A 20,265-nucleotide genomic window follows, 5' to 3' on the forward strand; every position below is an offset into this window, starting at 1 on the left:
TCTCTGACCTCAGGCCAAATCTGTCCCGCGCCGAAACAGTTGCTATGTGTGCGCCGGTTCAACTCGGTCGCTGTAACGCCGCTAGAGTACGACCCCGCTCCTCAATCAGGCTCATGCGTAGCTTCCACTCCACCGGCTCTGTATGAGAAGCGCCCGCGGTCACCTGTCCGGGCCACTTGCGGTACAGCAACCCGACTTCACCAACAAAGTAGCCGGTACTTACGACGCTCGCCGCGATCAGCATTCCAGTGTCGTCCGATCCAGGAACCGACATCCAACCGCCCAGGGCGACTAGAAGGTCCCGGCGAATACATATCGTCGTAGGGTGTACAGGGAGTCGATAGTTGTGTTCCTGCCAATGCCTGAGGACGAGACCCGGCGCTAGAGGCCCCTCCGGCGGGTCGTTCTCGAAACCTACCGTGGACCCATCAGGCAGCAGATCGAGCACCCGCGACGTTACCCACTGCACCTCGGGGTTCTCCGTCATCACCTGGATGTCGCGCCCCAACACTCCCGGCGTAAGGATGTCATCCTGGTCGAGGTTCTTCACAAGGCTTCCACGCGCGCGGGCGAGGCCCAGATTTCGCGTGATGGCGACACCGCTGTGACGGTTGCGGCTAATCGACACACGCTCGTCCTCGGGCAGGATCGAGCATGCGGCGTCCGTCTCGCCGTCCTCCTGCACGATCCACTCCCATGCCCACCCTTCCGGCATTCGTTGCTCTTGAAGCGAGCGGTACGCGGCCAAAAGCTGCTCGGGTACGGGCTTGTAGACGGGCGTAATGATGCTAATAACGCTCACCGCTGGCCCTCCTTCTTCCAAGGCGCAAGAGTGGTCGTGTAAACGAATTCCGTGCGGTCGCCTGGCAAAACCACGTCGGACACTTCAACTATGGCTCCGGTCGTAGAGACGGAGACTTTTCGAAGGCAGAAGACAGAAACTCCCGGGCGTAGGTCCAGTTCTTCTACCTCTTCTGGCCCTGGTGGTCGCGTGGTGATGTGGTCGATGATGCACTCAAGCTCGATGCCGATTGTGTAGAGCTGGTGCTGTGTTCCGCCCGGCCACGGCTCGTTGCTTTCCTCTAGCAACGCAGGGTTCTCAGCGGCCTGGTCGTAGGGCAGGTAGCTCACTATTGCGCTGATTGGCGCTCGCTCCTGCCGGGATTTCGTGCTGTAGCGGCGTCGGAGAAGCTTGGCACCGACCGGGAGCTTGAAGGTGGCGGCTAGATCCTCGTCCGCATGTACGGTGTCGTACCGCGCACTGAACTCCAAGTCGCTCATGGTCAGCCCGGTGTCCTTCTCGGTGGCACCGGTACGCCCGCGCTGGGCTTCGGAGAGAAGCACACGATCTTTCTCCCACTGATACCGCTCCGGGGTTCGGCGAACGCGCTGCCGTGGGGCACGCACGTACGTGCCGCGTCCATGGATCCGGTCAACTAGGCCCTCGGACTCAAGGACGTCCAAGGCTTGCCGCACGACCGGCAGACTCACGCGGTAGTCGGCGACGAGCTGCTGTTCGCCCGGTAGCTGGTCCCCCGGCCCGAGTTCTCTAGAGCGGATCTTCTCGCGTAGCTCGTTGGCTATGCGCTCGTACTTGGCCGCCATCTCGCTCCTCTCAACCTCCTCAGCTTAGGTCTTCATGAACTCTTGACGCTGCCGCCTCCGCGTCATACCGTCAACATGTCTTCATGAAGACGTGAAGACAGATCGGGCGGTCTCCCAAGGTGGGTGCGCCCCTGTTGCGAAGGAGTCAGTCATGGGACGTCTGCTGCTGGACACCTCGCGGGTGTCGTACGAGGTCGCGGTCAACCCGGTGCCGAAGCTGGACCAGAACGGTCAGCAGAAGTTCGACCGGGAGTCGAAGAACCCGATGTGGACGGTGCAGCTCTACGCGCTGTCCGAGGGTGCCGCTGAGGTCATCAACGTGACGGTCGTCAACCCGGTGATGCCGGCGGTGACGGTGCGTCAGCCGGTCGTGCCGGTGGACCTGGAGGCGCTGCCCTGGGTCAACGACCGGGACGGCAAGGTCCGCTCCGGTGTGGCGTTCCGGGCCTCGGCGCTGACCGCGATGGACACCGCCGCCGTCTAGCGGCGGGCGTGTCAATCGGCTCCACACAACGTGAAGTGGTGGACACGGGGTCGCCGTTGATTGGCGTCGTCTGCGACCCCGCGTCCTGTCCCAACAAATCCGGTCCCTACTAGGGAGGACTTGTCGTGTCCAAGTCTACGTCTCGGTCCCCGTTCGGCTGGTCGAACCGTGGGGGCAACGCTGTCACTGTCATCGAAGCTCCGGTCGCCCGCTCGTATCGTCGTCGGGCCACGATCGCGTTCTGGGTCATCCTCGGTGTGGTCGGCCTGCTGGCCGCCACGGTGGCCTCGCACTACCTGCACCCCATCGTGGGCGCCGTGCTCGGCGGCGTCATCGGCGCTGCCTGCGGCGCGGTCGCGTTCGCGCTGATCGTGGCGTGGCCGGTTCTGCGGGTGTTCTGGCACTGGCTGACCGAGATCGTGCTCGGTCTGGTCGCCGTCTACGGCTGGACCTGGGTGATGCAGTCCACCCCGATGTGGGGTCGCTGCTCATCGTCGTCCTGGTCGTGGGCCTGCCGGCCGCGATCGGCCCGATCCGCCGCCGCATCCTGGCGTGGTCCTGGTGTCTGATCGTGCGGCACCGACTGCGGATGTGCTTCGCGGCGTTCATCGCCACCAACCGCTCTGGTTCGCTGCCGCTGATCCTGCTCGCCCGGCCGACCCCGGCCGGGGAACGGGTCTGGGTGTGGCTGCGTCCCGGCCTTTCGCTCCGCGACTTGGAGCAGGAGGGCCAGGTGCAGAAGCTCGCCGTGGCGTGCTGGGCCAACGAGGTCCGCGTCATACGCGCCTCCCGCCGCTACGCGGCGCTGATCCGCGTGGACATCACCCGCCGCGAACCCCTGGCGGCAACGATCGTGTCCCCGCTGCCGGACTACGTCCCCACCGACGTGCCAGCCAATGCTCCCACCTCCCCGGGCATGCCGCCTGTCGGCCTCGATCTGCCCGACGTGCCGGACGAGCCGGTCACCACGACCGCCGACACTCCCCGGCCGCGCATGCCGCGCAACAACCCCACCACCACGACGAGCCCGACCGACGGGTTCGACCCCTCCGACTACGCCTGACACCTCAACCGGGACGGCGCGGACCAAGCACCCCTGACGGGTCGAGCGTCCGCGCCCCCTTCCCAACCCCCGCCCGCATTGACACGTACGTGTCAACCGACCTCGGGAGCCCGCCATGGACCTCACCGACACCATCGAACTCCCCGCCAACCCGACCGCCACGGTGCCGGTCGGCGCTGGCCTGTCCATCTTCGATCCGGTGTTCCTCGGCATCGACGAGTTCGGCCAGGCTGTGTACCTGCCGATGATCTACCGGAACATCCTCATCGGCGGTGAGCCCGGCGCGGGCAAGTCGAGCCTGCTCAACACCATCGTCGGGCACGCGGCCCTGTGCCCGGACGTGCGGCTGTGCCTGCTCGACGGCAAGCAGGTCGAACTCGGGCTGTGGGAAGACGCCTGTGACGTGTTCGTCGGCCCGGACCTCGCCTACGCCATCCGCACCCTGCGCCGGGTGCAGACGGTGATGGACAACCGCTACGCCTTCCTCAAGGCCCGCCGTCGCCGGAAGATCGGCCCGAACGACCTGTTCGGTCAGATCCTCGTCGCCTGCGACGAGATCGCCTACTTCTCCGCCACCGCCGGCGACAAGAAGGAACAGGAGCTGTTCGCCGCGCTGCTGCGCGACATCGTGGCCCGTGGCCGCGCCGTCGGCATCATCGTCGCCGCCGCCACGCAGCGGCCGTCTTCGGACATCATCCCGACCTCGCTGCGGGACCTGTTCGCGTGGCGGTTCGCTGGCCGCTGCACCACCGACGTGTCCTCCGACATCGTGCTCGGGCACGGCTGGGCCGCCCGCGGCTTCTCCTCCAACACCATCGACCCCAACAACCAGGGCGCCGGCCTGCTCATCGCTGAGGGCGGCATCCCGGCCCTGGTCAAGGCCGCCTACATGACCGACGCCGACATCATCCGGGTCGCCGACTACGCCGCGTGGACCCGCCGGCACAGCGGCCTCATCACCCCCGCCGAGGGGCAGGCCACCGACATGAAGGCGGCGGCATGAAGACCACGACCGCTGTTCCGACCCGAGTCCTGGACCTGGTGCTCGTCGGCACCGGCGAGGACATCGCCGCCCTGACCGCCATCGCCCGCAACGCGGGCACGCTCATCTTCCGATCCGCACCCACCGCCGCCGACGACGGCCGGCAGCGGGTGTTCCTCCGGCTCCACCTGCACCACCGATAGAGGAACGGCCGACAGACCGGGACCAGCCCTAGGAAAGCGAACCCGGCCCGTCGGCCACCAACCACCGCCCACGAAAGGACGTGGCCGCCATGAACCCTACCCAAAACCAGCACCACATCCCCGGCGCGCTGGCCGACCTGAGCCCGGCCGACATCCTGCGCTGCGCCGCCCGCTACCTCGAACTGCACGGCTGGACGCAAGGCGTCTACTACCGGGTCACCCACGACACTCCGTTCCCGCCGGCCTGCGCTGCCGGTGCGATCGGCATGGCCGCTCACGGCCGCTGCATCTTCCTTCCGCACGACGAGAAGGCGAAGCCCGGCGTCCGCGACTACACCCGCGCTCTCGACGCCCTGTCCGACTTCCTCGACCTCAACGGCGACACCGGCCACACCGACCCGTTGGACTGGAACGACGACCCTCGGCGCACCGCCGAGCAGGTCATCACCACCCTGCGCGCTGCTGCCGACGACTACGACTGGACGCACGCCACCGAGGACGACCTCGAAACCTACGCCGATGCCTGCGTGTGGGCGGAAAAGCGCCCCACCCGTGAGGGCTTCCTCGCCTGGCTCGGTGCCCGATGACGCCCCGACTGCGCGCCCTCATCACCGCCACCGCTATCAGCGCCGCCGCGACCGCCGGCTACCTCACCGCCCGTCACAGCCTGCGGGCTGAACTCGCCACCGTCCGGCACACGGCTACCCATGACCCGCTGACCGGCATCCACAACCGCGCCGGCCTCACCGCCGCCGCCGACACCCTCATCCGCACCGCCCACACCACCTCCCGACCCGTCGCGGTCGTCCTGGTCGACCTCGTGGGCTTCAAGAAGGTCAACGACACCCACGGCCACGACGCCGGGGACCACATCCTCACCACCGTCGCCAACCGGCTTGCCGGCATCGCCGGCCCCGCCGGCATCGCCGCCCGCCTCGGCGGCGACGAATTCGCCGTCATCACCACCGGCCCCGCCACCCGGCGCGGCGACGCCGCAACCTGGCTGGCCGACTGGCTCACCCACATCCACACCCGGCTGACCACCCCGGCCAGCTACGACAGCCGCCCGCTGGCTGTCGGCGCGACTCTCGGCGCGGTCCTGGCCGATCCCGGCCACCCCGCCGCCGTGTGGCTGCACCGGGCCGACCTGGCCATGTACGCCGCCCGCGCCAACTGCCGGACGACCGCCGTCTTCACGGACACCACCGACACCCCCGCCGAGCTGCGGGCGACCGATCGGCCCCGTGACCTGGCCCGTCCCACCAGTCCTCTCGCTGCCGCCCCGACCACCTGGAGGGCCGCATGATCACCGCTGTCGACATCACCGACGTGACACGTACGTGTCAAAACGCTGTCTCCACCGCCGCGCTCATCACCGCGCTTGAGTCCGCCTGGGCCGCCATCCGCGATCGGCACCCCGAGATTCCAGCCGCCGTCATCGTGGTCGGCTCCGGCTCCCCCACCAAGCCCAATCAGGGCATGAAGTGGGGCCACTTCGCCGCGCTGCGCTGGCAGGCCGGCGATGCCCAACTCCCCGAAATCCTCATCTCCGGCGAGGGCCTGACCCGCGAACCGGAAGCCGTCTTCACCACGCTCCTGCACGAAGCAACCCACGCCCTGGCCGACGTCCGGGGCATCCAGGACACCTCCCGGCAGGGCCGCTGGCACAACAAGAAGTTCTCGACCCTGGCTGCCGAGCTCGGCATGTCCACCACCAAGGACGACAAGCTCGGCTATTCGCCCTGCACCCTGACCGACCTCACCAAGGCCCGCTACCGCTCGGTCATCGCCGACCTCGCCGACGCGCTGCGCTTCTACCGCCACCCGGAACCGACCGGGGAAGGCAAGTCCCGCACGAACAACAACAACGGCGTCCCGTGCGAGTGCGAGTGCCCCCGCAAGCTGCGCATCTCCAAGGCGGCCTTCGAAGAGGGGCCGATCGTCTGCGCCGTCTGCGGCGCCGCGTTCCTGCCCGAGGGCATCGACCGCGACACCTACGAACACCCCACCTTCGCCACCTCGACCACCGGCCTCGGTGACGAGGGTCAGGCCGACGACGACTCGGAGGACGACGACCCGATGGTCTTCTACGACCCGACCGGCGAGCGCTTCGGCCTGCCGACCTACCCCTTCAAGTTCGCCCCCGACGGGCTGCTGACCCGTCGGCAGCTGCGCGCCCGACAGCTGCGCCCCGGCGGCCAGGAACCCGCCGCGCAGATCCTCTGGCGTCGCGGTAAGCGCGTCGCCTACCTGTTCCGTCTCGACCTGGCGGTGCCCAAGCGGACCGCCACCCCGGCGCAACGCGCCGCCATCGACACGGCGCTCACCGCCCGGCGTACCTGCCCGGACTGCCGGCAGGTCAAGCCCTACTACATCCCCCGCCGCACCGGCTCATGCCTCGACTGCACCTCCGAGGTGACCTCATGACCACGACTACTCGACCCTCGCGCGGCTGGTCGTACCTCGGCCTGATCCTCGGCGGACTCGTGTCCGTCGCCGCGAACATCGCTCACTCGTTCATCGCCCCCGAGGGGGCACCGGAGGACTGGACGCCGGAACCCGGCGCGGTCGTCTCCTCGATCGTCTGGCCGCTGTTCCTGTTCATCGCCATCGAGATCCTCGCTCGCACGCCCTGGCCGACGGGCTGGGGTTGGAACGTGCTGCGCTGGGTCGGGCTGCCGCCCGTCGCCCTGGTCGCCGCGTTCGTGTCCTACCGGCACCTGTCCGGACTGCTCGACCACTACAACGAGGAAACCCTCGTCGTCTGGTTCGGTCCCCTCGCCGTCGATGGCCTGATGCTCATGGCCACCGCCGCTCTACTCGCCACCGGAAAGCGCACCGCCCGGCCCACCGAAACCGTCCCGGCACTGGTGCCGGCCACCACCGCTGAGGCGTCGTCGTCTGACATCCCCGCCTCACCGCTGGTCCGCCCGGCCGCCGCGACCCCGGCCACCAACCCCGCACCCGACACCGACAACGAACCCACCCGCGAACCGATCACCCCGTCCACCTTTGGCGAGGACACCACGACCGTGACGACGGTCAAGCCCACCCCGGACACCACCGACACCGACACGACCCCGGCACCTGCGGCGCCCGCGCCGGCCATGACCGGCCCGCCGCCTGCGCTGCTGTCCAACGCCCGGATCGTCGCCAGCGCACACGAGAAGGCCCACGGTGAGCCCATCACCGCCGGCCAACTCGCCGTGCGGCTGCGCGTTCCCACCGGCACGGCCGCCGACCTCCTGACGGCCCTCAACACCCAACCGACCATCAACAACCATCAGCACAACGGCACCGCCGTGGGAGCCACCGCGTGACCTCCTCGACGCTGCCTCTCGCACCCGGGACCACTACGGTCCCGGGTACGGGAGCCTCCGCCGAGCCCACCGCCGGCTACTGGCCCTGGGCCACCCCCACCCGCACCCCACCGCCCGGCGACGGCTGGGTACGCGGCCACGACCCCCGCACCGTCGCCTCCGGCCGCGCCCGCGCCCAGGACCCCGACTACCCCGAATGGCTCAACCACGTCCGCGCGGCCTCAGCGTGCAAGCACCCCATCCGCCTCGCAGGGCAGATCCACGTCAACGATGCCGACGGCAACCGCATGGCGACGATCGACACCGAGGACATGCCCGACGGCGCCATCTACACCCCCTGCGGCAACCGCCGCGCCGCCGTCTGCCCGTCCTGCGCCGAGGTCTACCGCCGCGACACCTACCACCTGATCAAGGCCGGCCTCCAGGGCGACCGGTGGGGCCTGCCGCCCCTGCACGAGCACATCGCCATCTTCCTGACCGCCACCGCCCCCTCGTTCGGGCCGGTGCACCACCGGGTCGTGAAGGTTCACGCCGCGGACTGCCGCAAGAAAGACGGCTGCACCTGCCGGTCGTCGGTGTGCCACCCGTTCGGCCACGTCTGCCCCCACGGGGTGGACCTGCGCTGCGGCCAGCGCCACAAGGCCGGCGACGCCCACCTCGGACAGCCTCTCTGTCTGGACTGCTACGACCACACCGGCCAGGTCGTCTGGAACCACGAGGCACCGGAGCTGTGGCGGCGCACCATCCAACAGGTTGACCGGGAGCTACGCCGCCTCGGCCGCGCTCATGGTGTGGAACTGCGCCGCCGGTACATCAAGGTTTACGAATTCCAGGTACGCGGCGTCATTCACTACCACGCCTTGATTCGCCTCGACGGCTACAACCCCGACTGCCCGCAGGCGATCGTGCCCCCGCCCCGGATCATCACTCGGGACCTGTTCGAGGAGGCGGTCCGGGCCGCGTTCGTGAAGACGGCCTACACCTCGTCACCACACCCTGCCAACGGCGGGCAGGGCTGGCACATCGCGTGGGGCGACAAGGGCCTGGACCTCAAGCACGTCAACGCCCCCGGCCACGAAGTCAACCTCGCCCAGATCACCGGCTACATCGCCAAGTACGTCACCAAGAGCACCGAGGTGACCGGCCTCAACCTCCGCCGCGTCGACGACCTCTCCGTCGAAGTCCACGGCAACCCCGGCACCCACCTCGGACGGCTCATCCGCGCCTGCTGGGACCTGGGCGAGCACCCCGACTACACCCGGCTTCGCCGCTGGGCGCACCAGTTCGGCTACGGCGGCCACATCGCCACCAAAAGCCGCGCCTTCTCCGTCACCCTCGGCTTCCTGCGCATGCAGCGCACCATCTGGCGACGCACCGAAGGCCACCCCCACACCTGGGACGACGAACAAACCGAACGCGTCATCTACGAACTCGGCTACCACGCCACCGGCTGGATCACCACCGGAGACGCACTCCTCGCCAACACCGCCGCCGCCATGGCCCGCGCCCGACACCAAGCCGGCCTCGACGCCCTGGCCGACGAGCTGGCAGCCCACCGGACCGCCGCCCGACCCCTGGCCGCTTGACACGTACGTGTCAACGCCTGCGAACCCGTTCCTTGACAACTCCACAGCGACCGACCAGCACCCACCCCGGCCACCTGGAAGGAGCACGGCATGCCCGCACGCCCCCGCCCCCTGGTCGCGGTCCGCCTCATCGGGCCGACCGCCTCCGTCACCGCCCACGCCGCCACCATCGCGGCCCAGCTCGCCGCCTACTACGGCCGCGAGCACGTCACCTGCCGCACCAGCACCCGCCCCGCCGGCTACAGCGGCGAAAGCCGCGCCTACATCACCATCACTCGAAAGGAGCCCCGATGACCGCACCCGCGCTACCCGAACCCCTCTGGGAGATCGAAGACGTATCCGCCTACCTCCGGGTCCCCGTGCAGACCCTCTATCAGTGGCGAAAGCGCAAGTACGGTCCACCCGCCGCCCGCGTCGGCCGGCACCTGCGCTACGACCCCGCTGCGGTCCGCGCCTGGTTCGCCGACCAGTCGAAGGCGGCCTGACATGGCCCACATCGTTGACCGCTGGTACCGCACGGTCGTCGGCCCGGACGGGAAATCCCGCCAGGTACCAAAGCCGGAATGCGGGCAGGGAATGCGCTACCGCGTCCGGTACATCGCCCCGGACGGCAAAGAGAAATCACAGTCGTTCCCCGACAAGAAGAAACGCGAGGCGCAAGCGTTCCTCGCCCAGGTCCAGGCCGACATCCTCAAAGGCACCTACGTCGACCCGGACGCCGGCCGCACCACCTTCAAGCAGTACGCGGATGACTGGCTCGCCGCAGCAACCACCGACGTACTCACCCGCGACCGCATCGAATACGAACTACGGCTCCACGTCTACCCGACCTTCGGAGACCAGCCGATCGCATCCATTCAACCGGCCACGATTCGTAGTTGGGCGCGCAAGCTACAGGAGACCGGGTTGGCGGTGAGTTACCGCCGGGTCCTTTTCACCGACGTGTCGATGATTTTCAACGCGGCGGTTGATGACCGGAAGATCGTGAGCAACCCGTTCGCGGTCAAGAGCATCCGTCGGCCGAAGCTGGCACCTACCAAGGTCGTGCCTTGGTCCGTAGCTCGCTTGGCCGCCTTCCGGGAGAAGGTCCGGTCCCGGTACCGGATAGCGGTGGACCTGGGCGCGGGCTGCGGCCTCAGGCAGGGCGAGATATTCGCTGTCAGCCCAGGGGATCTCGACTCGACCCGCCCGGTTCTGCACGTCACCCGCCAGATCAAGCTCGTGCGCGGTCAACTGATCTTCGCGCCGCCGAAGGGCGGCAAGTCGCGGCAGGTCCCGTTGCCGGGCTCGGTGGCCGGCAGGTTGAAGCGTCACGTCCAGGATTGCCCGCCGGTGGCGGTGACTCTGCCATGGGGAACCTTGACCGGCGAGCTGCGGACCGTCGAGCTGTACCTGACGACGCCGGCCGGGACCGCGTTGAGCCGCTCGATGTTCAACTCCGGCGTCTGGAAGCCCGCGATCCGTGCCACCGGCATCCCTGACGACCGGCACAACGGGATGCACGTGCTCCGGCACACTTACGCCTCGGTGCTCCTGGATGCCGGGGAGAGCATCAAAGCGCTGTCGGCCTACCTGGGTCACGCCGATCCCGGCTTCACCCTGCGGACCTACACCCACCTGTTGCCCACCAGCGAGGACCGAACCCGCCGAGCCATCGACAAGGCGCTCGGCGAGGTCCAGGCGGCCGACGACGAACCGGGAGTCGTTGACGGCCTGGAAACGGCATGATCATGGCTCGGCGGCCCTGTGAGCGGCTAAAAACGCAGGTCAAGCGCCATTCCGGCGCTACTTCCAGCGGAAGTGGACGAAGAGGCGGCCGAAGTTCTTCGAGTCCTTCTCGACCCGGTGGTAGAGCTGCTTGACGTCCTTCTGGTCGAGGAACCGCAGCACCCGCTTCTTCAGCTGGCCGGAGCCCTTGCCGGGGATGATCTCGACGAGGGTGGCCTTCTTCGCCACCGCCTCGTCCATGATCCCGCGCAGCGCGCGGTCGATGTCGTGGCCGGAGTTGAAGATGTCGTGCAGGTCCAGCTTCAGCTTCACGCCGCACCCACCGGCAGGTCAGGTCCCATGGGGTCGATGGTAGGCCGCGCCGCGGCGGCGGACCCGGGCGCGGCTGCGGCGGGCGGCGGAGACAGGTCGGGGCAGCCCTGTCGAGCTGCCCCGTCCATGCGACCACACCCCGGGCTCGTCGCCCGGTCTCCACGTCACCGACCGCCGGCCACCCGGGTCTCGACCCGGCGCAGGGCGGTGCGGTAGTCGTCGTTGCCCGAGTGCATCGCCGCCGCGATGCGCAGGTGCCGCAGCGCGTCGGCGGGCCGGTTCAGCCGCTCCAGCGTCCGGCCCAGCACGTGGTGGGCGTAATGGTCGCTGGGGTCCCGGTCGACCAGTTCCCGCAGCTGCTCCTCGGCCCGGTTGAGCTGGGCCGACTGGAAGTAGGCGCGGGCCAGCAGCTGGCGGACCGCGGCGTTGCCCGGCTCGGCCTCGACGATCGGTTCGAGCAGCCGGGCAGCTCCGGTCGGGTCACCGGCTTCGAAGAACAGGTTCGCCCGCCGGTACTCGGCCAGAAGATCCATCGCACCCACCCCCTCGTGTCACGCCGCCACTGAAGTCGACGCTGGCACAACACCGGCCGGACCGCGACTGTTCCCCGGCCGGCCGCCGTCAGAAAGCGGCGTCGTGCCGGCAGGCGGCTCAGGCGGTGGCGTCGTGCCGGCCGGCGGCCAGCTCCCAGGCGCGGACGCCGCCGACGATGCCAGCGCTGTTCGGCACCACCACCACGTCGTCGCCCATCCGGGCCAGCTGCTCGGGTCGGATCAGCCGCGAGTTGCCGCCGCCGAGGTAGAGCCGGTCCCAGCGGAACACCGGGCGCAGCCCGTCCACCACCTGCCGGATCCGGCGGGACCAGAACGCGTCGCCGAGCCGGCGCCGCTCCGGCTCCCCCACGTACGTGTCGTAGGTGGTGCCCCAGCGCACCGGGGCGTGCGACAGCTCCAGGTGCGGGGCGAGCACCCCGCCGTCGAAGAGCGCGCTGCCCAGCCCGGTGCCCAGGGTCAGCACCAGCTCGCAGCCGGTCCCGGCGACTACCCCGGCGCCGTGCACCTCGGCGTCGTTGAGCACCAGCGCGGGCACCCCGAACGCCTCAGCGAGGGCGGTCCGCGCGTCGTACCCGGACCACTCGGCGAGCAGCTCGGGCAGGACCTTGCTGCGCGGGCCGGACCGGGTGACGTAGTGCGGGGTGGCCACCACCACCCCGTGCCGGATCATGCCGGGCATCCCGACGGTCAGCCGGTCCGCCGCGGGCAGCCGGGCGCCCAGGCCGAGCAGCGTCTTCACGAAGAGCGCGGGCGGCAACGGGTACGGCGTGGGCACCCGCAGCGGCCGCGCCCGCATCGTCCCCGCCTCGTCGAGGACGGACGCCTTGATCCCGCCGCCCCCGCAGTCGATCGCCAGAGTGGTCACCACGCCGAGCAGTGTGCCCGCTCCACCCCCGAACTCCCGCACCGATCTTGCACTTTGTGCCCGACACATGCGGCTTTCGCGCCGAGATGTCCGGGCACAAACTGCAAGATCGCCGAGTGGGGGGCGCGGGAAAGCGGGGATGGGAGGGATGCGGGGCGGGGTAGGGTGGCGGGCTGATGAGCGCGACGATGATCGTCAAGGGGCTGGCCGCGGGGCACGGGGACCGGGCGCTGTTCTCGGGGTTGGACCTGGTGGTCGCGCCCGGGGACGTGGTGGGCCTGGTCGGGGTGAACGGGGCCGGCAAGTCGACGCTGCTGCGTACTCTCGCCGGTCTGCTGCCGGTGGAGGCCGGCAGCGTCACGCTCAGCCCGCCCACCGCGACCGTCGGGCACCTGCCGCAGGAGCCGGAGCGCCGCGCCGGCGAGACGGTCCGCGGCTTCCTGGCCCGGCGCACCGGGGTGACCGGCGCGCAGGCCGCCCTCGACGCGGCGACCGAGGCGCTCAGCGCGGGCGCTCCCGGGGCCGACGACGCCTACGCCGAGGCGCTGGAGCGCTGGCTCGCCCTCGGCGGCGCCGACCTGGACGAGCGCGCTGAGCAGGTGGCCGCCGAACTGTGCCTCGCGGTCGACCTGGAGCACCCGATGACCGGGCTCTCCGGCGGCCAGGCGGCCCGGGCCGGGCTCGCCTCGCTGCTGCTCAGCCGCTACGACGTCTTCCTGCTCGACGAGCCGACCAACGACCTGGACCTGGCCGGACTGGAGCGGCTGGAGCAGTTCGTCACCGGGCTGCGGGCCGGCACCGTGCTGGTCAGCCACGACCGGGAGTTCCTCACCCGCACGGTGACCCGGGTGCTGGAGCTGGACCTGCCGCAGCAGCAGGTCAACCACTTCGGCGGCGGCTACGCGGCCTACCTGGAGGAGCGCGAGGTGGCCCGCCGGCACGCCCGGGCCGACTACGAGGAGTACGCCGAGACCCGCACGGCGCTGGAGGCGCGGGCCCGCACCCAGCGGGCCTGGATGGAGAAGGGCGTCAAGAACGCCCGGCGCAAGGCCACCGACAACGACAAGATCGGCCGGAAGTTCCGGGCCGAGGCGACCGAGAAGCAGGCCGCGAAGGCCAAGCAGACCGAGCGGCTGATCGAGCGGTTGGACGTGGTCGAGGAACCGCGCAAGGAGTGGGAGCTGCGGATGGAGATCGCCGCCGCGCCCCGCGCCGGCGCCGTCGTGGCCACGCTCCGCGATGCGGTGGTACGCCGGGGAGGCTTCACCCTCGGGCCGGTGAACCTCCAGATCGACTGGGCCGACCGGGTCGCGGTGACCGGGGCGAACGGCTCCGGCAAGTCCACCCTGCTGGCCGCCCTGCTCGGCCGGCTGCCGCTGGACTCCGGGCAGGCCAGCCTCGGCCCCGGCGTGGTGGTCGGCGAGGTGGACCAGGCCCGTGGACTGTTCCTCGGCGACGCGCCGCTGATCGACGCGTTCCGAGCCGCCGTACCGGAGCTGTCGCCGGCGGACGCGCGGACCCTGCTGGCCAAGTTCGGCCTACGCGCCGGGCACGTGCTCCGCCCGGCGGCCACGCTTTCGCCGGGCGAGCGGACCCGGGCGGCGCTGGCGCTGTTGCAGGGGCGCGGGGTCAACCTGCTGGTGCTGGACGAGCCGACCAACCACCTCGACCTGCCCGCCATCGAGCAGCTGGAGTCCGCGCTGGCCAGCTACCCCGGCACGCTGCTGCTGGTGACCCACGACCGGCGGATGCTCGCCGCGGTGGCGACCAACCGGCGGCTGCGGGTGGACGCGGGGCGGATCGCCGAGGATTGATCCGTGCCGGCCGGCGGCCGCCGGGGGAGAATGACCCCATGCTCAAGTGGGAGTACGCGCTGCTGGTCCGTCGACGCCAGGCCGCCACCAACGACATCGGCTGGGAGGTCGTCTTCGTCTGGTACGGCCCGGACGGCTCGATGGTCGACGTGACGCTCTACGGCGACACCGCGCTGGCCCACCTGAACCGGGCCGGCGATCAAGGCTGGGAGCTGGTCGCGATGAGCGAGGACCCGTCCCTGCCCGGCAACAACGAGTTGCACCGCTACCACCTCAAGCGGCCCAAGCCGGCCGCCCCGCCGCCCCGACAGCGGATGCGGGTCGGCGGTCGGCAACGCCGCACCGTCACCGGCTGACCCCGCCCCGGACACCCGGGCCCGGCCGGCGGCCTGCGGCCCGCGCCACGGCGGCCCGTGGCCTGGCGGCCCCGCAGCCGTGCGCAACGGCCCTGCCGCCCCTTAGCCCTGCGGCCCTAGCCTGTGGCGACGTCGCGCAGCCCGGCCGAGCGTTCGTGGCTCGGGGCGGTGCGACCTCCGAGCTGCCGCCCGGACGAGGGCGATACCTCAGAGTCATCTTGATGACTCTGAGGTATCAGCGCGACACGGACATGCCCTCCTCCCGGCACCCGGATCGTCCGGCGCCGTCCCGGCACGCCAGCCTCCGTCGCAGCGCGCCAGCCTCCGTCGCAGCGCGCCAGCCTCCGGGTCGCGGTTCCCTCGGACCGGCCCGGTTGGGGTCTGTCCGTCCGCCTCGGATCGCGCCTAGGGCGCCGTGCCCCTATCCCGGACTGGTCGCGGAGAGCGGCGGCCAGGCATACCGGACGTAGATGCGGGTAACGGGCGGCCGGAGGTGGACCGATGGTCGCGATGGCACCGACTCCGCCCTCGGCCGAGCGGCTGCGGGCGGTCGACGGTTTTCTCACCGAGGCGTGGGCGGAGCAGGTCCGGCACGACGACCGGCTGCGTGACCTGGCGGTCGAGGTGCGCTTCGACCGCGGGGTGGCCCATCTCAGCGGCGAGGTCGCCGAGCCCGCCCAGCTGCGCCTGGTCCGGGAGCTGGTCGGCCGGCTGGCCGGGGTGTTCGGCGTCTGGTGCCGGGTGCGGGTCGGCGGTCGGGACCCGGTGGTGGTCGACCTGGGCTGCGGCGCCACCAAGCAGTGGCCGGGCAACCTGGGGCTGGACATCTACCCGGCGCCCGGGGTGGACGCGGTGGCCGACCTCTCCGGATCGCTGCCGCTGGCCGACGCCTCGGTGGACGTGTTCTTCGCGGTGCACATCCTGGAGCACCTGATCGACTTCCTGCCGCTGGTGGACGAGTGCCACCGGGTGCTCCGGCCGGGCGGCGTGCTGCACGTGATGAGCCCGTGGTGGGGCCACGTGAACGCGGTTGCCGACCCGACGCACGTCCGGCTGCTCGACGTACAGACGATCAAGGGGATCTGCCTTCAGCGCCCGCCCGGCACCCCGCGCTGGTACCCGCTGCACGCCGGCTGCGACGGCGCCTCCATCTTCGCCGACCTCACCCCCCTACCCCCCGACGCCGACCCCCCACCCACCACCCACCTCTCCCGCTTCTTCGCCTAACCCAGCCGCCCGGGAGCCCGGCGGCGATCATGAAGTTGTTGACGTGACACGCCGGGCGCAGTGGCAACAACTTCATGATCAACCAGGTGGCCGGCCCGGGGGGAGGGTTAGGGGCCGAGGGTGGATTCTCGGGGGGTCAGGTGGTAGGGGGCGGGAAGTTCTCGTGGTGGGGCGGTGGGGTCGGAGTCGAGGCGGTTGGCGAGGAGTTCGACCGCGAGGCGGGCGATCCGCTCCTTGTCTGGCGCGATGGTGCTGAGCGTGGGGATGGAGAACCGGCCGTCCTCGATGTCGTCGAAGCCGGCCACCGCGACGTCCTCGGGCACCCGCAGGCCGGCCTCGTGCAGGGCGCGCAGGGCGCCGAGCGCGAGGGTGTCGTTGAAGCAGAAGACCGCGTCGGGGCGTACGCCGGAGGCCAGCAGGCCACGCATCGCGGCCGCGCCGTCGGCGCGGTGCCAGGCCGGCGCGGGCGCCACCAGGCGCTCGTCGTAGTCGATGCCGGCGTCGGCGAGCGCGGCGGTGTAGCCGGCGAGCCGGAGCCGGGCGCTGACGCCCTCCGGGGTGCGCTGCGAGCCGATGGCCGCGATCCGGCGGCGGCCGAGCCCGATCAGGTGGGCGGTCATCTCCCGGGCCGCGGCCACGTTGTCGATCACCACGTGGTCGGCCGGGCCGTGGTCGACCCGCTCGCCGAGCAGCACCATCGGGGTGCCGTCGAGGCCGGTGAGGTCCTCGGCGGCGAGCGCCAGCGGGCTGAAGATCAGGCCGTCGATCAGGTGGTCGGTGATCCCCGAGGCGACCACCCGCTCCTGCTCACGCCCGCCGCCGGTCTGGTCGATCAGCACGGTCCAGCCCAGCTCGGCGGCGGCGGTGACCACGTGCCGGGCCAGTTCGGCGAAGTACGGGATGTCCAGCTCCGGCACCGCCAGCGCGATCACGCCGGTGCGCCCCTTGCGCAGGTTGCGGGCGGAGAGGTTGGGCCGGTAGTTCAGCTCGGCTATGGCCTCCTCGACCCGCGCCCGGGTGTCCGGCCGTACGTGGACGTAGCCGTTGACGACGTTCGAGACCGTCTTCACCGACACGCCGGCCCGCTCCGCGACGTCCTTGAGCCTGTGCCGCACTGACTTCCTCCCCGAGTTGCTGACCGCACTTTACCGTGTCACGACCGCATTACAGCCTCTTTACAACGTTGCTTACAACGTTGTAGAAACCAGGGATACCCGGTGACCGCGGTCACTGGGCACCGGCAACAGGAAAGGTGGCACCCCTTGCGGACCGCGCAGCTCACCATCGACCCGGCCTTCGCGATCGGACCGGCCGACCGGCGCCTCTTCGGCTCGTTCGTCGAGCACATGGGCCGGTGTGTCTACGGCGGGGTCTACGAACCCGGGCACCCGAGCGCGGACGCGCGGGGGCTGCGCGGCGACGTGCTGGAGCTGACCCGTGAGCTGGGCGTCTCGGTGGTCCGCTACCCCGGCGGCAACTTCGTCTCCGGCTACCGCTGGGAGGACGGGATCGGCCCGGTCGGCGACCGGCCGCGCCGGCTCGATCTGGCCTGGAAGACCATCGAGACCAACGCCTTCGGCCTGGACGAGTTCATGACCTGGGCCGCCGAGGCCGGCGTCGAGCCGATGATGGCGGTCAACCTGGGCACCCGGGGCGTGCAGGAGGCCTGCGACCTGCTCGAGTACGCCAACCACCCGGGCGGCACCCAGCTGGCCGACCTGCGCCGCAAGCACGGCGCCGAGGAGCCGTACGGGGTGCGGCTCTGGTGCCTCGGCAACGAACTGGACGGCCCGTGGCAGGTCGGCCACAAGACCGCCGACGAGTACGGCCGGCTGGCCGCCGAGACCGCCCGGGCGATGAAGATGATCGACCCGTCGATCAGCCTGGTCGCCTGTGGCAGCTCCAACCGGACCATGCCCACCTTCGCCTCCTGGGAGGCGACCGTGCTGGAGCACACCTACGAGCACGTCGACTACATCTCCGCGCACACCTACTACGACCCGTCCGACGGCGACCGGGCCAGCATCCTCGCCTCCGCCGTCGACATGGACAACTTCATCCGCGAGGTGGTCGCCACCGCCGACCACGTGGCCGCCAAGCAGCGGCACCGGCGCAAGCTCAAGATCTCCTTCGACGAGTGGAACGTCTGGTACCAGTCCCGCCTCCAGGCCGACCTGGACCGGCGCGGCTGGGTGGAGGCCCCCGCGCTGATCGAGGACGACTTCACCGCCGTCGACGCGGTGGTCGTCGGCGACCTGCTGATCACCCTGCTCCGGCACGCCGACCGGGTCGGCGTGGCGTGCCAGGCGCAGCTGGCCAACGTGATCGCCCCGATCCGCACCCGCACCGGCGGGCCGGCCTGGCGACAGAGCATCTTCCACCCGTTCGCGCTGACCGCCCGCTACGCCCGGGGCACCGTGCTGCGCACCGAGCCGGTCTCCCCCAGCTACGAGACCAAGCGGTACGGCGACGTGCCGGTGCTGGACACCGTCGCCGTGCGGGACGAGGAGACCGGCGAGCTGACCGTCTTCGCCGTCAACCGGGACGACACGGACCTGGAACTCCAGCTCGACCTGCGCGGCCTGGCCGGTCTGTCCGTCTCATCCCACCTGAGCCTCGCCGCCGGGGACGACCCGTCGGCGACGAACACCGAGGCCGAGCCCGACCGGGTGACGCCCCGGCAGTTGAACACCCCCACCATCGACGGCGGTCGGTGCTCCGTGCGCCTGCCGGGCGTCTCCTGGAACGTGCTGCGTTTCGCCCCTGCCGGCGCCTGACGTCGGACCAGCCCTGACCAGGCACAATTTCACCCCGTCCCCCAAGGAGAGATACCAGCCATGATGCAGAACGACATGAGCCGGCGGCGGCTGCTCGGCCTCGGGCTCGGGCTCGGCGCCGCGGCCACGCTGACGCTGGCCGGCTGCGGCGACGACGACGCGTCCGGCCCGGCGGCGGGCAACGGCGGCAAGGACTACACCGGTCCAAAGGTCGACCTGAAGCTCTGGAACGGCTTCACCGGCGGCGACGGCGACATCTTCAAGGCCCTGGTGAACCAGTTCAACACCGAGCACCAGAACATCGCCGTGTCGATCGCCACCTACCAGTGGGACGACTACTACAACAAGCTGCCCGGCGCCGCCTCCAGCGGCAACGGCCCGGACATCGCCGTCATGCACATGGACCAGCTCGCCACCTTCGCCGCCCGCGGCGTGATCACCGAGCTGGACGACGTGGCCAAGACCCTGGAGCTCTCCGAGGGCGACTTCGCCCCCACCGTCTGGCAGGGCGGCCTCTACAACAACAAGCGGTACGGCATCCCGCTGGACATGCACCCGCTCGGCTTCTACTACAACAAGGGGGTCATGCAGAAGGCCGGGTTGGACCCGAACAAGCCGCCGACGACGAAGGATGAGTACACCGCCGCATTGACCGAGCTGAAGAAGTCCGGCGTGCAGGGCTTCTGGGTCAGCCCGTTCCAGTTCACCGGCGGCATGACCTTCTACTCGCTGGTCCACCAGTGGGGCGGCAGCGTGTTCGACGCCGAGGCCACCAAGGCGGTCTTCAACTCCGACCAGGCCGTCGAGGCGTGCACCTGGCTGGTCGACCTGATCAAGCAGGGCCACTCCCCGGCCAACGTCGGCCAGGATGCCGACTACCTGGCGTTCAAGAGCGGCAAGAACGCCTTCAACTGGAACGGCATCTGGCAGATCAACGACCTGAAGAAGAGCCCGGAGATCCAGTGGGGTGTCGCGCCCCTGCCGCAGATCGGCAGCAAGCCGGCGGCCTGGGCCAACTCGCACAACTTCACCATCGTCAAGCAGCGGGCCAACGACGCCAACAAGGTCTCCGCGGCGAAGGTCTTCATCAACTGGCTCAGCCAGCACTCCCTCGACTGGGCCAAGGGCGGCCAGGTGCCGGCCCGCAAGACGGTCCGGGACAGCGCCGAGTTCAAGGCGCTCACCGAGGTCAACGCGCTCGCCCCGGAGCTGGAGTACGCGGCCTTCCCGCCGGCGGCCCCGGGCCTCGGCGAGGTCATGACCACCTTCTACAACTCCTTCAACGAGGCCGCGCTGGGCAAGAAGTCGCCCAAGCAGGCGCTGGACGACGGGGCGGCCAAGGCCAACAAGCAGCTCGAGGACAACCGCAAGAAGTACGGGAGCTGATTC

Annotated in this window: 24 protein-coding genes; 18 read left to right on the forward strand and 6 right to left on the reverse strand. The window is 70.2% G+C overall.

Translation table 11 applies throughout. The features are described 5' to 3' along the window. Positions 1 to 58: 58 nt before the first annotated feature. Together GA0070609_RS25560 and GA0070609_RS25565 are read right to left on the reverse strand one after the other, a co-directional pair. Positions 59 to 802: a glycosyltransferase family 2 protein gene (locus tag GA0070609_RS25560; RefSeq protein ID WP_088996147.1), complete on the reverse strand. Its 744-nt coding sequence runs from the start codon at positions 800 to 802 to the stop codon at positions 59 to 61. Continuing rightward, positions 799 to 1,605, reverse strand: coding sequence for a GntR family transcriptional regulator (locus GA0070609_RS25565; RefSeq protein ID WP_088996148.1), 807 nt, complete (start codon positions 1,603 to 1,605; stop codon positions 799 to 801). Before GA0070609_RS25565 ends, GA0070609_RS25560 begins: the two co-directional genes overlap by 4 nt. A 151-nt stretch (positions 1,606 to 1,756) precedes the next feature. Here GA0070609_RS25565 and GA0070609_RS25570 point away from each other — a divergent pair, with 151 nt between their 5' ends. The 13 genes from GA0070609_RS25570 (at position 1,757) to GA0070609_RS25625 (ending at position 10,971) form a co-directional block, all read left to right on the forward strand. Continuing rightward, the gene (locus GA0070609_RS25570) at positions 1,757 to 2,089 is read left to right on the forward strand and encodes a hypothetical protein (protein ID WP_088996149.1); all 333 of its coding nucleotides are present in this window, start codon (positions 1,757 to 1,759) and stop codon (positions 2,087 to 2,089) included. A gap of 125 nt (positions 2,090 to 2,214) precedes the next feature. Beyond that, positions 2,215 to 2,658, forward strand: a complete 444-nt coding sequence (locus tag GA0070609_RS34615; RefSeq protein WP_231928415.1) for a hypothetical protein — start codon at positions 2,215 to 2,217, stop codon at positions 2,656 to 2,658. A 2-nt stretch (positions 2,659 to 2,660) separates the two neighbouring features. Next, positions 2,661 to 3,152: a hypothetical protein gene (locus tag GA0070609_RS34620; RefSeq protein ID WP_231928416.1), complete on the forward strand. Its 492-nt coding sequence runs from the start codon at positions 2,661 to 2,663 to the stop codon at positions 3,150 to 3,152. Positions 3,153 to 3,267: 115 nt separating this feature from the next. After that, complete coding sequence (locus GA0070609_RS25580) at positions 3,268 to 4,155, forward strand: FtsK/SpoIIIE domain-containing protein (protein ID WP_088996150.1); 888 nt, start codon at positions 3,268 to 3,270, stop codon at positions 4,153 to 4,155. Beyond that, positions 4,152 to 4,337, forward strand: coding sequence for a hypothetical protein (locus tag GA0070609_RS25585; protein ID WP_088996151.1), 186 nt, complete (start codon positions 4,152 to 4,154; stop codon positions 4,335 to 4,337). Before GA0070609_RS25580 ends, GA0070609_RS25585 begins: the two co-directional genes overlap by 4 nt. Positions 4,338 to 4,426: 89 nt before the next feature. Beyond that, entirely contained in the window at positions 4,427 to 4,924 is a 498-nt protein-coding gene (locus GA0070609_RS25590; protein WP_088997962.1) for a DUF6197 family protein, read from the forward strand. Next, the gene (locus GA0070609_RS25595; RefSeq protein WP_088996152.1) at positions 4,921 to 5,643 is read left to right on the forward strand and encodes a GGDEF domain-containing protein; all 723 of its coding nucleotides are present in this window, start codon (positions 4,921 to 4,923) and stop codon (positions 5,641 to 5,643) included. Before GA0070609_RS25590 ends, GA0070609_RS25595 begins: the two co-directional genes overlap by 4 nt. Before the next feature lie 773 nt (positions 5,644 to 6,416). Then, on the forward strand, positions 6,417 to 6,764 hold the full coding sequence (locus GA0070609_RS25600; RefSeq protein ID WP_088997963.1) for an RRQRL motif-containing zinc-binding protein: 348 nt from the start codon (positions 6,417 to 6,419) through the stop codon (positions 6,762 to 6,764). Further along, a complete protein-coding gene (locus tag GA0070609_RS25605) occupies positions 6,761 to 7,657 on the forward strand; it encodes a DUF2637 domain-containing protein (protein WP_088996153.1) in 897 nt (298 codons plus the stop codon). The genes GA0070609_RS25600 and GA0070609_RS25605 overlap by 4 nt, the downstream gene beginning before the upstream one ends. Next, complete coding sequence (locus tag GA0070609_RS25610) at positions 7,654 to 9,243, forward strand: replication initiator (protein WP_088996154.1); 1,590 nt, start codon at positions 7,654 to 7,656, stop codon at positions 9,241 to 9,243. The genes GA0070609_RS25605 and GA0070609_RS25610 overlap by 4 nt, the downstream gene beginning before the upstream one ends. Before the next feature lie 90 nt (positions 9,244 to 9,333). After that, a complete protein-coding gene (locus GA0070609_RS25615; RefSeq protein ID WP_088996155.1) occupies positions 9,334 to 9,537 on the forward strand; it encodes a hypothetical protein in 204 nt (67 codons plus the stop codon). After that, a complete protein-coding gene (locus GA0070609_RS25620) occupies positions 9,534 to 9,728 on the forward strand; it encodes a helix-turn-helix domain-containing protein (protein WP_088996156.1) in 195 nt (64 codons plus the stop codon). Before GA0070609_RS25615 ends, GA0070609_RS25620 begins: the two co-directional genes overlap by 4 nt. Before the next feature lies 1 nt (position 9,729). Further along, on the forward strand, positions 9,730 to 10,971 hold the full coding sequence (locus tag GA0070609_RS25625; RefSeq protein ID WP_088996157.1) for a tyrosine-type recombinase/integrase: 1,242 nt from the start codon (positions 9,730 to 9,732) through the stop codon (positions 10,969 to 10,971). Between the two features lie 57 nt (positions 10,972 to 11,028). Here the strand turns inward: GA0070609_RS25625 and GA0070609_RS25630 are convergent, their stop codons facing one another. From GA0070609_RS25630 to GA0070609_RS25640, 3 genes are all read right to left on the reverse strand, one after another. Continuing rightward, complete coding sequence (locus GA0070609_RS25630) at positions 11,029 to 11,283, reverse strand: Smr/MutS family protein (RefSeq protein ID WP_088996158.1); 255 nt, start codon at positions 11,281 to 11,283, stop codon at positions 11,029 to 11,031. Between the two features lie 164 nt (positions 11,284 to 11,447). Beyond that, complete coding sequence (locus GA0070609_RS25635) at positions 11,448 to 11,816, reverse strand: tetratricopeptide repeat protein (RefSeq protein WP_088996159.1); 369 nt, start codon at positions 11,814 to 11,816, stop codon at positions 11,448 to 11,450. Positions 11,817 to 11,934: 118 nt separating this feature from the next. Next, positions 11,935 to 12,705 carry an ROK family protein gene (locus GA0070609_RS25640; RefSeq protein ID WP_088996160.1) on the reverse strand — a complete coding sequence of 257 codons (771 nt, stop codon included), beginning with the start codon at positions 12,703 to 12,705 and terminating at the stop codon, positions 11,935 to 11,937. A gap of 173 nt (positions 12,706 to 12,878) precedes the next feature. On the opposite strand from GA0070609_RS25640, the gene GA0070609_RS25645 reads away from it, so the two are divergent. The 3 genes from GA0070609_RS25645 to GA0070609_RS25655 all read left to right on the forward strand — a co-directional run bounded on the left by GA0070609_RS25645 (position 12,879) and on the right by GA0070609_RS25655 (position 16,099). After that, positions 12,879 to 14,516, forward strand: coding sequence for an ABC-F family ATP-binding cassette domain-containing protein (locus GA0070609_RS25645; RefSeq protein WP_088996161.1), 1,638 nt, complete (start codon positions 12,879 to 12,881; stop codon positions 14,514 to 14,516). A 38-nt stretch (positions 14,517 to 14,554) separates the two neighbouring features. Beyond that, entirely contained in the window at positions 14,555 to 14,872 is a 318-nt protein-coding gene (locus tag GA0070609_RS25650; protein ID WP_088996162.1) for a hypothetical protein, read from the forward strand. Between the two features lie 501 nt (positions 14,873 to 15,373). After that, on the forward strand, positions 15,374 to 16,099 hold the full coding sequence (locus GA0070609_RS25655; protein WP_088996163.1) for a methyltransferase domain-containing protein: 726 nt from the start codon (positions 15,374 to 15,376) through the stop codon (positions 16,097 to 16,099). Between the two features lie 107 nt (positions 16,100 to 16,206). Here the strand turns inward: GA0070609_RS25655 and GA0070609_RS25660 are convergent, their stop codons facing one another. Further along, positions 16,207 to 17,214, reverse strand: a complete 1,008-nt coding sequence (locus GA0070609_RS25660) for a LacI family DNA-binding transcriptional regulator (RefSeq protein WP_088996164.1) — start codon at positions 17,212 to 17,214, stop codon at positions 16,207 to 16,209. A gap of 147 nt (positions 17,215 to 17,361) precedes the next feature. On the opposite strand from GA0070609_RS25660, the gene arfA reads away from it, so the two are divergent. Both arfA and GA0070609_RS25670 read left to right on the forward strand, forming a co-directional pair. Further along, positions 17,362 to 18,876: an arabinosylfuranosidase ArfA gene (gene arfA, locus GA0070609_RS25665; protein WP_088996165.1), complete on the forward strand. Its 1,515-nt coding sequence runs from the start codon at positions 17,362 to 17,364 to the stop codon at positions 18,874 to 18,876. A gap of 60 nt (positions 18,877 to 18,936) precedes the next feature. Beyond that, positions 18,937 to 20,262: an ABC transporter substrate-binding protein gene (locus GA0070609_RS25670; RefSeq protein WP_088996166.1), complete on the forward strand. Its 1,326-nt coding sequence runs from the start codon at positions 18,937 to 18,939 to the stop codon at positions 20,260 to 20,262. The last annotated feature ends 3 nt before the right edge of the window (positions 20,263 to 20,265 follow it).

The organism is Micromonospora echinaurantiaca (assembly GCF_900090235.1).
Taxonomy (GTDB): domain Bacteria; phylum Actinomycetota; class Actinomycetes; order Mycobacteriales; family Micromonosporaceae; genus Micromonospora; species Micromonospora echinaurantiaca.